Source organism: Mucilaginibacter sp., assembly GCF_036383575.1.
Lineage (GTDB): Bacteria > Bacteroidota > Bacteroidia > Sphingobacteriales > Sphingobacteriaceae > Mucilaginibacter.
Window position 1 is genome coordinate 1 of record NZ_DASVOB010000105.1, and the last position, 13921, is coordinate 13921.

Below are 13921 nucleotides of genomic sequence, written 5' to 3' on the forward strand. Positions count from 1 at the left end.
AACTTAAGTGAATTGGCCATTCTTTTCCAGGATGCAACATCGCCGCTGTAGATGATATCGCCGGCCAGGCTTGATGACGAGTCAAACTCGCTTATAGCCGAGGTTAGGGTTGAGATGATGCCTTTATAAATGGATTCCTGGGTATCATATGCCGGCTGAATAACAGCACTCCCCTTTAAAGCCTGGCTATACGGTACATCGCCCCATGAATCGGTAATTATCCAATAAATATATTGCTGCAGGATCTTTGCTACAGCAGTACTGTTCTTGCTTACATTAAGGTTAATAATGGTTTGCAGGTTATTTAAATTGCCGCTGTAATTCCCTGTAAATGAGTTTTGCGGTAAATTATACAATGAAGTGCCGGAGTATTGGGTTTCAGAAAAATACTGCCCGTACTGCGCTCCGGATATAGGTTCGGTATTTGTAGAGGCGTAGCCGCCGAGGTTGGATTGTACGTTAGCTAACAAAGCCGATGTAATTGGCGTAGTTGTGGCGCCGGGATTACTGTTCACGTCGCCAAAATCCTTCAGCTTATTGCAGCCCGTTGTATAAAAAACAACGGCCATAGCAGCTGTGTATATATATATCTTTTTCATTTTATTAAAATCCGATTGTTGGGTAATACTTAGAATGTTACTTTAAGATTGAATCCAAAACCCCTGGTTCCGGGCCACTGGGCAGTTTCACCCTGTGATGCGGTAATTTCAGACGGGTCAAAGTCTTTGGTTTTTGCATACAGCAGGAACAGGTTGCGTCCTGTCAATTCAAATCTTGCAGCTTGAAGGGTTTTACCAAATCCAAGTTTTTTAACAGGGATGTTATAACCTATGGCCACCTCACGTAGTTTAACAAACGTTAAATCATAGATAAATGAATCGAAGGTTTTGTTGTTATACAGCCCCTGGTAATAGGTTTTGGCATCAACATAATAAGTAACCGGGTTGTTATTGGCGTCAACACCCGTAACTTTAACGCCACCGCCATCGGCAACAGGATCACGTACCGACATTCCTTTATCATTCAAGGCGGCAGTATTAGCAGTTAAACCGCTGTATGCGCCCCACATGTTTGATAACGAAACAAACTTACCGCCAATCTGGTAGTCGATATTAAAGCTTGCTACAAAATCTTTGAATAGCACAAATGAGTTTTGCAAGCCACCGGTAAACTTAGGTAATACGCTACCGAAGTATACATTTGGGTCATTGATATACGCCCCGGTTGAAGTCAGGATTGGAACACCATCGGCATTTCGTTTAATACCGTTACCATAGATCTGGCCCCATTCTTTACCTTTTTGCTGAATAAGGTAAGGCATAGTAGTACCCCAAACACCAGCGACAGCTACACGGTCGACGCCATATTTATCGCTGATCTCAACAACTTTATTTTCAAGTATCCGGGCCAGGTTTGTATTAACAGTCCAGCTGAAGTTTGGTAATTTAACCGGCGAACCGCCTAATGAAAACTCCACACCGCGTTTTTTGATCAAACCGATATTGGTTAATATGGTTGAAACACCGCTGGCCCCGTTTACAGATAATGATACGGGAATATCTTTATCATCACCCTGGTAGTAAGTACCGGCAAAAGTTAGCCTATCGTTAAAGAAACCCAAGTCTAAACCAAACTCTGTTTGTTTGGTGGTTGTTCCGTGAAGGTCAGGATCAATGTAAACGCCATTTCCGGCCTGCAGCAGGTCGCCATTCCATTTGTTTGAACTTATAGAATAAGTGGTATTATTCCTGTACGCACCAAATGTCTCGGTACTTGTACCAAGCGCTAAAGGAATTTCGCCATATGATACCCTTACTTTACCAAAGCTTAACCAGCTTTTGGTTTGCGGTAATAATTCGCTAAAAACAAAAGAGCCGCCAAATGATTTCGACAATACCGAATTGGCCCCGTTAGTTACCGATAAGGTTGAAAACCAGTCGTTACGGATAGTAACATCGGCAAACAACCAGCTTTTGTAACCCAAAGACCCCTTTGCAAATAAAGCACGATACTGTTCCTGGATACGGGTGTTTCCTACAGTTGCCGCATCTACTGAGTTGCCTATGGTGTAAAGGTCATCAATACTTAAACCGTTGTTGGTATTTGCAGTATTGTCTTTATAGACATAGTTAAAAAAGTCGCTACCTGCATTTGCGTTGATCTGAAAATCAGATACCTTCTTACTATAAGTAATCAGCGTTTCATAATTCTCCCTGTTTTGATAAGCAGTTCCGGTGGCGTAACCTGCTTTAACACCGGTTTGCGTGGCACTGTATTGCAATTCGGAACTTGTTTTACTTTCATACCAGGTATTGGTAGCGTTTTTACGATAAGTGATTTTAGCGCTCAGATCATTATTGATCTTATAGGTAAGTGAGATGTTTCCATATAAACGATCTCGCTGGCTTACATTGTTGATCTGATTGGCGTAGGTGTAAAAATTATACCAGTAATTACCACCATAAAATGCGGATGGATCAGAGGCATCGTAAGATGTAGGGTTTTGGTGGTTCCAACTTACATAGGTTCCATCAGGAGATTTTAAATCCTGCAGCTCTTTCATGATACCCATATCAAGGTCGCGGTGAAACCAGGAGCTAAATGATCCGCTTGTTTGGCTCGCGTAAGCATCATTGATCTGGCCGTTAAGCTGCTGACCAACATAGTTAACACTTGCACCTACTGTGAGATGCTTGTTAAGATCATAGTTAGCGTTTAAGCTGAATACATTCTTGTTAAGATTTGTACTTGGCAATATGCCCCTTGTATTTTGATTATTGTAAGACATCCTGATGTTGTAACCATCGCCTGCCTTTGTAAATGCAACACTGTTATTTAAAGCAATTCCGGTTTGGAAATAATCCTTAGCGTTGTTAGGCTGTGCTGTCCATTTAGCGGTTTTGAAAGAATATTTAGTTCCCGCAGCCCAGGCATACCAGGGGATGTACTCCTGCCCAACCATTTTAGGCCCCCAGCTGCTGTCATCGGTATAATCAGGGTAATATTTGCCATCTAAAGCTTTCCATCCTTCAGGATCACCATCTTTATAGTGGTACTGGATAAAATCAGAAGAGGCTCCTCCACCATATGTATTTTGATAGTTAGGTAAGATGTAGGCCTTATCAAAGTTGGCCCCTATATTTACTTCAACACCAAGACCACTGGTTTTCTTTCCTTTTTTGGTTGTAATAACAATGGCTCCGTAAGCACCCTGCGAGCCAAACTGAGCAGATGCCGCCGGGCCTTGCAAAACTGTTAGGTTTTCAATGTCGTCGTTACTTAAATCGTCCGCATTGGGTAAAATGGTACCATCAACTACATATAAGGGATTGTTACCGCTCCCGAATCCTGTAGCACCACGTAACCTGATGTTGGTATTGCGCCCCAAAGCTGCGGCCGACTGGCTCCTTACCTGGATACCGGCGACCTTCCCGGCCAAAGCATCATTAATGTTTGGTTCGCGGATGGTGTTCAAAGCTTCAGATTTCACAACCTGCGCAGCATAAGAAGCAGATCTGGAAGTTTGCCGGGTTCCGTACGCGCCAGTTATTAAAACTTCAGACAGGCTGTTGGTATTAATGGTTAATGCAACCTTTATTGGGCCGGTACCAATTTCAATTGTTTGCGGGGTGAACCCTGTAAAAGTGAATACCAGGCTTTTTGCCGAAGCGGGAACGCTGAGGCTAAACTGGCCGTTAGCTCCGGTTTGGGTACCGATTGTAGTTCCCGATGCCCGCACGGATACGCCGGGTAATGGCAATCCGTCATCTTTTGAAATTACCGTGCCGGTAATTGTCTTGTTTTGTGCAAATAGAGTGTTACCCAATAACACTATAAAACACAAGGCTGTGAGTAGTAGTTTTGTCATCGTATAAGATCAATTAAGAGTTTTTCTAAATTACAATTATTTCAATAAAACGTAATAAAAATTATAAATATTTAAATTTATTGATTATTTATTTAAAATATTATCAATATACATTTCAATTCGATCGCAGAGAGGTGAAAAATATTTTTCAATAATTTTCAATACGTTATTCGCAGTAAATCAGCAGGAGTGATAAATTATTAGCCTTTATTTGTTGGGAGTTCAAATAAAAATGCTGCTTTTCTTTTCACTTTACCGGATATAAAATGGGTGGAACTACTGTATATGTGTAAATAATACACTTAGTTAAAATAAAAGTATACTTAAAACGGCAGATTAAAGCTTAAGTGCTCTTCTCATCAAATGAAGGATTTGTCGAAAAAACGCGCGTTTTTCTAAATTTGGAGGAGGAGGACGCCACGATAAAAGCGATGTGTTCGTTGTCTTTACGAATGGATAAATACAGGCAAAAGGGAATAAAAGCGCCTCGTAGAAATGTGTAGTTTACCTGTAACACCACAGGTATTCGGAAGAAATAAAAAAGTGCGGGATTTTGCGATTCCCTCTAAAGGGTTTAAGTTTATCCACAAGATCTAAATTTGCACTAAGCAGCGGTTGCAAAGCAAGTTTGCGATTACGAGACTCCGCTGGAGTCCATTATTCTTTAAACATTTGTCTATAAACACGTAACCTCTCTGAGGCTGCATGGCAGACCAACCATACTGATTATGTTATAAAATATAGCCGGCCCCATCAGGGCCACGTGTTTATAGTATTACAGGAGTTTTTTTCGGCTTCGTAGGTGCCTCGTGTTGAAATTCAGACAGGGAAATTTTGCAGGCAAACTTAACCCCAAAGGGAGAAATTATTAAATCTTCGAACATTCGAACTGTTGTACCCGTAGAGATAGGATATCAAAAATTTCCTGTTGATCCTGCCCAAAATTGCAGTTTAGTTAGTGATGCGCAACAAAGGATCTTTAGTTGTTCATTCAAAGTTTGCAGTGGCTTCCAATGAAAATCAGAACCCACTGTGTTTTTTTAATGTTCGTGATTAGCCCTCGGATAAATCAAAAAAAGGAACAGAGCTTCAAGGAAAGCTTTTATTCAGGGGTCCGGGTTTATTTTTCCTTGAAATAAACAAAGCGGTTATTGTATTGTCCTACTGTACGTGACAAGTTGCCCTGGTTTACATGGTATGATAATACACCCGAGAAATCAGATGTTTTATAATCTTTATCGAATAACGCTGAGCAATGATCTACAATCTCACGGATTGTTTTTGGCGTATTAAAATAGTCTGTTTCAAGCAATTGCTGAATGGCCCTGTTAGCTCCTGGTTTCCGCCCTAAAAATGGATTTGGAAGCACCTTTTCCTCAATTTTAATTTCATCGGTAGCACCATGAATAATTGAAACAAGACGCTCTGCGATGACCAACTGAACTGATTCCGATTTAAAAGCGTTGACGGCCTCCGCCAAATGGAGATAGTCTTTTTTAACCTGATTGAAATTTTTTACAGATGCAAGTGTATTGTCTAAATATTTCATTTTTTTCAAAAAAAATTTTGCCTGCAAAGGCATGTTGAAATTTCGAAATGATTTTGGTAAAGGCATTAAACCCACAACTTAATAAGCTGCTGTTTAATCATCAGGAATAACTCCCAATTTGTCTATATTTTATCAGGCAACGGATGGCTATTTCGCATGATCCTCTTTCCTCTCCTATCCGTTATCAAAAAAGGCAAACTGCTAAACGCTTTCCTGGATAGAAACCATGTGCCAACATGTACGTTTACAGCTATATTAAAGCCTTGGCTAAATATAGCTAACCGATTCTATGTGTAAAAAAAGTATCGATAAACAACGATTCAGTATCGATAAACGAAGTGAATCCGTGAAACGCCATAGATAACGTTCTTCATTCATTAGAAAATGCTGAACTGTATTTTTGCCTCGTTAACACCTCCTTTCGTGGGTGTTTCAACATATTTCTTATCCCTCATAACTTGCCAACAACAGTAACACTTAAAAGCTGTTTAATTTTGTTTGAGAAGTTTTTATGTAGAGACGCATCACATGCGTCTCCCACAGGACAAGCCGCTCTGCAAGTCATTAAGTCCAGAAATTTGCATGCAGGAGACGCATGTGATGCGTCTCTACATTTTAAAACAGTTAAATTTAAACAGCTTCTTAGTGGTACGAAATCGCCTTTGTATTTATTGAATAGTCCTCCGCATCTATTTAAATAAATCCCCGACGCAGTTCGACATCCTAAGGTTTGTTTATTCCACAGTTGCCATGCGAATTATGATTTGCCCTCACCATACAAAATGTTAGTCTGCCAAATACTGCATATACATGCCGGTTCCGGCACCCATTGTCGGGTAATTCTGGTTCAACGTATATAAAACCTCCGTCTTTGTCGATTTTAACATTCGTTAACAACAAAACTTTCTCATGTTTGTAACCGAAATAAAAGCACAAATAAAAAAAGAGAGAACCGGCAGCATGCGATGATCATTACTTAAATGTTACCCCAGGATCCATAATACACTTCGTGTTATGGATCATTAACACCCATTTAATTAATATGAACAATCGTATGAAACGCATCAGTAGCTCTATTTACCAGATAAGCCTGGGTTTTGTTAATGTTTTTATCATAGAGGATGAGGGACTTACCCTTATTGACACCGGACCGAGAGGTAGTGCGGCAAAAATTCTTAACGCCATCAGGCGTGCCGGGAAAAACCCTTACGATATCAAACAAATTATTTTAACCCATGCTCATCCAGACCATGCCGGCAGTGCCGAAGAGCTCAAAAGAATATTAAGAGTGCCGGTGTTGGCGCACTACCACGATGCCCGGATCGCGAAATATGGTATAGGCTTTCGCAACGAGATGCAGGTAACTCCGGGCGTAAAAAACTGGCTGATCTATCAATGCATGATCAGACACTCCGGAATAGATATTAAGCCTGTCGCTATCGACGAAACATTAAAAGATAATGATATACTACCTGTGCTTGGCGGCACCCGCGTTATCCATACCCCAGGTCATACAATCGGACATATTTGCCTTTTAACAGAAGGCGGAGAAACCCTGATCGCCGGCGATCTCCTGTCCAACTCCTTATATCTTGGACTAAGTGTTTGCTATGAAAATATGGATGATGGCCTTAACAGTATCCGAAAAACACTTCAGTATGATTTTACAAAGATCACCTTCGGTCACGGCCGGGCTATTCTGAAAGGAGCTGCAAGCGCGATTAGAGGTACATTTGATGAATATCCCTATTCATTCGCGTAACCATAAATTGCTATGAAAAAAATAATTACTGCCCGGGGCAAAGCATGATCGTTTACCCCGCTCTCCATAAACATCAGAACATGTGCTTATGACCCACATTTACAATCTTCTATTTTAAATAACTAAGCCCGGCTCTTAAAATACCTTTTGAAAATATTACCATTTAGAAAAGCTTTTCTTTATATCTTAAAAACCATTAAAAACACTTCGTTGCTCATTAGTTTACCATACTTTACAAAACAACACAAAACTACCGTGCGTGGCTAAAACCAGGAAATTCCGGCAGATTGTTATGTAAACTTTCATACCTTCCATCCCTGTTCATACTAAACACATTGTTATTGTAACGGTCGATATAGTTTTTGGGCGTTAGCCCTACTAAACATTTAAACACCCGGTTAAAGTTGGTAATGCTTGCAAAACCACATTTGTAAGCCACATGATTGATACTTTCAAATCTATGTGCAATGAGTTTTTTACAAGCTTCATTGATCCTCACCTCATTTAAAAACGAAATGAAAGTATGGCCGGTATGTTTTTTAAAATAACGGCAAAACGAACCCGGTGTCATATAAGCTATATCGGCCACATCCTCCAATGCAATAGGCGCGTTATAATGCTGCATAATGTAATTATAAATTTTACCTATCCTGATGCCTTCATTTTCCTTGATAGATGGCAGCTTGCTTTGGGTAGCTAAGGCACTGAATTTACATTTGGCCGTTATAAAATGATCAATGAGGTTAAAAAACTGGATCATCTGATCGGGCCCGGATGCGCTGTCAAGCGCGATCATAGTTTTAATAACTTTATCAACAATGGCATGTGGTACTTTAAAACCATTTTTATATTGCTGAAAAAAAGCTAAAGCGGGCCTCATCTCGGGCATGGAAAAAAGGGGGAACAGTGTTTCTTCTGGATTAAAGAAAAAGGTTAGCGCTTCGATCTTTTTCTCAGAGCTCCGATCAAAGTATTCGGGGCTGCTTTTAAAAACATGCGGCAAATTAGCCCCCATTAAAAATACATCCCCGGCACAATAGTCATGTACATTGTTCCCAACAATCAGGGTACCGTCCCCGCTTCTGATCCAGGTTAGTTGTATTTCCTTATGCCTGTGCAAATATGGGTAATGATGAGGCAAACTAACCCTTTCAACAATAACACTTCTATCGTGAGGAACCGGGATGGTAAACTGTAAAACTTTCATGACTTGGCCTTGATTTATCATGAATTTACAACTGCTAAAATTGAAAAGCTAATTCAATGCCCTTATCAGGTAATATCCAACCAATAGTTGTTAATTTATTGCAAAGGCTCCTTAAATTAAGTGTATTTTAAACAATAAAAATCAAATAAAAAGCTAAATAAATCACATTTAAAGCAATAACAGTATTTATTATTGTTGTTTAAACACTAATAAGAAAACCATAAAATACCAGATCACTGTTTAAACAGACACAACAATTCAAAATACCTTATAACAACAAAAAGCCGACCGTTAATAAACGATCGGCTTTTTGTAAATGTATTAAACGAGCATTATGGAATTCTTACAATATCCTTTACTTTAACAACAACAACAAAAGTTCCTTTTGTAAGGTTGTAATTTATGGTAAATGTAGTGTTTGCATTAGCCCCCGCATCATTATGCGTTCCGGCTATGCTGTAATAAGTGATTGCGGTACCAAATCCAGGATAATTTTTCGCTGCGCTAAAAACAGGCATTTGCGGCACGCCGGCCGGATAGCCATACTCTAAAGAAGTATCCGTTTTCAATTGCGGATAATAAGGGTCCCAGTCTGCCCAGGTAGGACGCGATGGCCGTCCGGTCACTTCGCCCTTTGACGGGTTAAAGGAGTTACCGTTTTTATCTTTCCATACGTAAATGATCTTATTAGGCCCTGCGGCGTTATGGGTTATTTTAACATCCAGCAACGACGCCGCTTTGGTAACAAAGGTTGTAAACTTACTGTCAGATTGATTATAGGCCAAATAAGTAAGCGTATCGGGCGAGGCTCCCTGAACAATTATTTTACACGCGTTATTGATGATTTTTGTTCCGCGGATGTTGGAGACCTGGATATCAAAATTATAATTCCCTAACGGTACAAATTTGGTAGCTTGTGTAAACTGGAGCCGGCCGCCTATACCGTTAACACTAAACGGAGCGAGTGTACTGTCCTTTAGCTTAAGGTTCAACAACGCTTCGGTTGAGTCATTATAATCAACTGTACCTTTAAATACCCTGATGGTATCCAGTTTCAGTAAAATGCCAGAGGCATCCTTACCAGTAGCCATATCTCTTACCGCTAATAATTTAACGTTCAGGGGCGTTGTTGAACCATCAATAACCAAGCCTGTAGAAACTGTAGTTATCCCCTGCGAAACAGTGAACGGATTAATGTTGTAAAAAATATTATCGCTTATAAAACCCTTAGGTACTTTTTGGCAGCCGTATATAATGAGCAGGGTAGCTGTCAATAACAGTGACGCCAGCATCGATTTTTTATTTTTGAGCATGTTGTTATGATTTTAATATAAAATACATCAATACTATAATTTGTTAAGCGCCGCGTTATTGACCAGCACATGCAGCGTTGTCCCGGTACTTGTTTGTACCCCTGTGGTTTGACATTGCAGAACCAGGTCAACAGGATCATCGGCAGGCGCCCCCGGCGAACCATCAACCACGCCATTTACCTTTACATATTCGAGGGTGAAATAATTAAACGTAGGGGCACTGTTGGCAAGGTAAACCGGTACACCCGTGCTTATCTTTTTAATGGCTGATGGCGCAGCTGTACCAACCTCATTGGTATACAGTACAGAGTTTAGGGTAGCATCATCAAGTGTTATGGTTTTACTGAACATGTACTGGCTGAAGAGTTTAGAGCTCACCGAATCCGTAAGCTGATCGATGCTGGTAACTTTCAATGTTTTCATAAGTCCGTTCACCGACATATCTGTAAATGCAAAAAAGGTTTTGGCATTATTAACCGCGTCTTTCAGCTTATAATGATCAATCAGCATGATAACTGTATCAAATTGATGATACTGGTTATTTTTAAGATAATCATAGGTAGAGTACGAGGTATAAGCTTTGCTTACGCCCCCATCTGTTAGATACCCGTTTTTTTTGCAGGCAACCATACTACAGGCCATGAAAAGGCCAAGTATGATCAGGATATTGTTTTTTATACTGTGTTTCATGTTTTCTGGTTATTTAGTTAAGCATATTATCAATTCATCACCTTGCCTACCCAAAACGCAGTTTGCGTAAGCTGGGAGTTGTTAATAAACAATGTTGGGTCAAGCGGCCAGTAATACTTCCCTGCGGCAAATTCGCCAGGCGAAATATTATCGAATTGCTGTAAGTGGTTTATCCTTTCAAGGCGCACCAGGTCATAAAAGCGGTGCCCTTCTAAAAACAATTCCCGTCCGCGTTCGTCAGTTACTGTTTGTAAAACATCGGCACCTGCTACACCTGTAATAGACGCCGCATTCCGGGCGCCGCGTACCTTGTTTACCAATGATAAGGCTGTACCATAATCAGGAGATGACTTAGCGCAAAGTGCCTCGGCTTTTAACAGCTCGATATCGGCAAGCCTGAAAATGACGATGTTATTTAATGAAACCTGGTAATTAGCATTACCATTTACATTTTGAACATTAACGTATTTGATACATTCATAAAAAGAGGTTGTACCACTTGATAAACGCAGAAACCCTTTTTTCAAACGAACGTCATTAGTATCGGTGTAAAGCGCGTTAACCTTACTGTCATCTATAACCCAGGCGGGTACGGTACGCTTAATATACGGAGCCGTAAGTGTTGAACCGGCAAGCGTATAATATGCGTTTGCGTCGCTACTTTCAGATATATTATTCTGCGCTATTTCGAAAATACTCTCCTGCGATTGTCCTTTATAGATATCCATAAAGTTTGCCGCACTCATTAAACTGTATGATCCTGAATTGATCACAGCATCGCAGGCTGTATTGCAATTATCATAATCACCTATCCATGCATAAATGTGGGCCAGCAAGGCATACGCTGCCCCTTTATCAGCACGTACTCCCCTATCTACTGATGAATTATCTCTTAAGTTTAAGTATTGCGTGGCTTTGGTTGCATCGGCAATGGCTTGTTTCAATACAGTTGCCTGCGCTGTTCTTCCATACTGTTTAGAAACCGTTTCATCTGTATTTTCCAGCACCAGCGGCACATCACCCCAAACACGGCACATAATGAAATATGCAAAAGCCCTGGTAAAATAAGCCTCGCCCAGGTACTTGTTTTTTGATGCTGTTTGAGATGCTGTGTTATCACCGGTAAATGCAGTTACAGGCATAGCGCTGATGTAAGCAAGGCTCCTGTTGCTTTGAGCTACTGCCGTATAAAAAGGCGTGTAAATCCTCAGTTTTAAAAGTGGGTCATAAGTAAAAGAACTCTGCACAGCAGTTCCCCAGCGCATATTGAGCACATTACTGAACGACGCATCTTCGGCCGTTAAAAACTCTCCCGAAGTAAGGTCTCCGTAGCTATAGTAGGCTATCGAAGCATTAAAGGCCGACCTCAGCAACGAATAACTTGCGGCTACACCCGCATTGGCATCGCCCTCTGTTTTCCAGGTGGTTTGATCTGTCGGCGTGCTTACCGGGGTTTGATCAAGGAATTTTTTACAAGATGTAAACAACAGCACGATCACTGTTATATATAATATTTGATTTTTAGCTTTCATTTTCACGTTAGTTTAATTTTTAAATGTTTTGATCTAAGGAGGATTACAGGGCAAGCCCAGGTTATATCCGGCTTACAGATCAATGTTTAAACCCAGTGTATATTTTGCTGCTGTTGGATAGATCACGTTTGACGAACCCGTTGTAGCATCAACTAATTCAGGGTCGGCAATATCTTTTGCCTTCTTCCAAATGGCCAGGTTATCGCCCATTACATACACATTGACCCGTTTAAGCCCTAACGATTTAAGCCACCTATCGGGCAGGTCATAACCAAGCGTCACGTTTTTTAATTTGATAAAGCTGCCATCCCTGATAAAATAATCGGTACCGATATTCCACGGGTCTGTTTGTGAACCGTTGGGATAAACCAGGCGGGCGTAGGTAGTCTGATCGCCCGGAACCCGCCAAAACTGATTAAGCGTATTGGTATAGGTTGCCACACCGGCTACTGTACCCCAGCCGCCAAGGTTACGGGTTCCGTTAAGCGCGTCTGATAAAGCACCATTCAATATTTTTCTACCCGCAACAAATGAGGCAAAAAAGCTTAAAGTAATACGCTTGTAATTGAATGAACTGCCAAAGCCACCTGTATATTTAGGATTTGGGTTACCGGCAATGTATTTATCATCATTGGTAATATTGTAGTCGCCGTTTACGTCAACATATTTGGGGTCTCCGGCCTGTAATGTTACGCCATAATAGGTTTCCTTTTTGCCGGTAGTGGGGTCTGTAGGTACATCGGCGTTGGTTGCGTAAACACCGTTGGTATGAAACACCCTGTAGCTAAATAAAGGCTCGCCAAGGGTAAGCGTTTTGTAAAACCATGAGTCGCCAAAAAGAAAGTCCCTGTTATTATTTGGCAGTTTGGTAACAAGATTTTGGTTGATAGAGACGTTGAAATTAAAATTCCATTTAAATGGAGATTTCGGGCCCATAACATTGATGTTTGCGGCAAACTCAAGGCCATGGTTACGGATATCTACATAATTACCTGAGTAGTATTGATAACCACTTGTGGCCTGTGCGGGCACGTTATAAAAAAACACATCTTTTGCATCCTTCTGGTACCAGTCAACCGTAATATTAACCCGGCTGTTAAACAGTTCCATATCAGCGCCAAAATCAACCTGGTGATCTTTTTCCCAGCGTACGCTGCTACTTGATTTCACGCCGAAACTGGAAATATTATTATAATACGGAAAAGGCGAAACGATGGTGGTGCCATTATAAGTACTTGGATAGCCGCCTAAATAACCCTGGGGCGTGATAGTTCCGTTAGTACCCACATTACTGCTGGCATCAGTACTCAGTGTTTGATATTTTGAATACCACTGGCCGGGGTCTTTACCGTCGATACCATAACTTGCCCTGAATTTTAAAAATTTAACCACTTTTTTTATCGGGGTAAAACACGACTCATCAGATGCTATCCAGCCGGCTGCCATAGCAGGGAAGGTACCCCAACGATACTGCGGACTATAAATGGATGTAGCATCACGCCGGAAACTTGCTGTAAACAGGTATTTGCCCGCATAATCATAATTAAGCCTGCCATAATAGGATTCGGTAGTTTTGCGCGAATAACTTGAACTTGTATTCAGGTTAGTGCCTGCCGGTACGGTTTGCACTGTGTAGATCCCTGAAATATTTATGCCTGCGGCAGATGAGTAGTTATAATTATTTTCATAACTGTACAGTGAAGCACCAACTGCAAAAATGAACCGGTGTTTTCCAAACTCCTTGTTGTATTGTAATAAGTTTTCGAACGACCACGACGGGCTGCTGCTGATGGTACTATAAGCAGTATTCAGTGTACCATTAAGGATCTGCGGGGAAAAGTAATCGTATTTATCGGTATAATTTGTTGATCCGTAGGTGCTGTTGAAAGTAAGGTTTTTCGCTAAAGTATCCGTCAGGTGAACCGAACCAACGATGGTGAATGTACGGTTATCATCATAGTAATGGTTTTTACCGCTGTAAACCGCAACCTGCTCCGGAC

General features: G+C 40.9%; 9 protein-coding genes. 1 reads left to right on the plus strand and 8 read right to left on the minus strand.

The window, feature by feature from the left end; genetic code table 11:
- From VF500_RS03910 to VF500_RS03920, 3 genes are all read right to left on the minus strand, one after another.
- On the minus strand, positions 1-599 hold a 599-nt coding region (locus VF500_RS03910; protein WP_330858413.1), incomplete at its 3' end, for a SusD/RagB family nutrient-binding outer membrane lipoprotein.
- Between the two features lie 29 nt (positions 600-628).
- Positions 629-3868 carry a SusC/RagA family TonB-linked outer membrane protein gene (locus tag VF500_RS03915; protein ID WP_330858414.1) on the minus strand — a complete coding sequence of 1080 codons (3240 nt, stop codon included), beginning with the start codon at positions 3866-3868 and terminating at the stop codon, positions 629-631.
- A gap of 1120 nt (positions 3869-4988) precedes the next feature.
- The gene (locus tag VF500_RS03920; protein ID WP_330858415.1) at positions 4989-5417 is read right to left on the minus strand and encodes a hypothetical protein; all 429 of its coding nucleotides are present in this window, start codon (positions 5415-5417) and stop codon (positions 4989-4991) included.
- Between the two features lie 1054 nt (positions 5418-6471).
- Here VF500_RS03920 and VF500_RS03925 point away from each other — a divergent pair.
- Positions 6472-7179, plus strand: a complete 708-nt coding sequence (locus VF500_RS03925) for an MBL fold metallo-hydrolase (RefSeq protein ID WP_330858416.1) — start codon at positions 6472-6474, stop codon at positions 7177-7179.
- 250 nt (positions 7180-7429) lie between these two features.
- Here the strand turns inward: VF500_RS03925 and VF500_RS03930 are convergent, their stop codons facing one another.
- The 5 genes from VF500_RS03930 to VF500_RS03950 form a co-directional block, all read right to left on the minus strand.
- On the minus strand, positions 7430-8386 hold the full coding sequence (locus VF500_RS03930) for an AraC family transcriptional regulator (RefSeq protein WP_330858417.1): 957 nt from the start codon (positions 8384-8386) through the stop codon (positions 7430-7432).
- A gap of 332 nt (positions 8387-8718) precedes the next feature.
- The gene (locus tag VF500_RS03935; protein ID WP_330858418.1) at positions 8719-9699 is read right to left on the minus strand and encodes a hypothetical protein; all 981 of its coding nucleotides are present in this window, start codon (positions 9697-9699) and stop codon (positions 8719-8721) included.
- A 33-nt stretch (positions 9700-9732) separates the two neighbouring features.
- Positions 9733-10389, minus strand: a complete 657-nt coding sequence (locus tag VF500_RS03940) for a hypothetical protein (protein ID WP_330858419.1) — start codon at positions 10387-10389, stop codon at positions 9733-9735.
- A 29-nt stretch (positions 10390-10418) separates the two neighbouring features.
- On the minus strand, positions 10419-11921 hold the full coding sequence (locus tag VF500_RS03945; RefSeq protein ID WP_330858420.1) for a RagB/SusD family nutrient uptake outer membrane protein: 1503 nt from the start codon (positions 11919-11921) through the stop codon (positions 10419-10421).
- Positions 11922-11993: 72 nt separating this feature from the next.
- A partial coding sequence (locus VF500_RS03950; protein WP_330858421.1) for a SusC/RagA family TonB-linked outer membrane protein occupies positions 11994-13921 on the minus strand: 1928 nt, incomplete at its 5' end.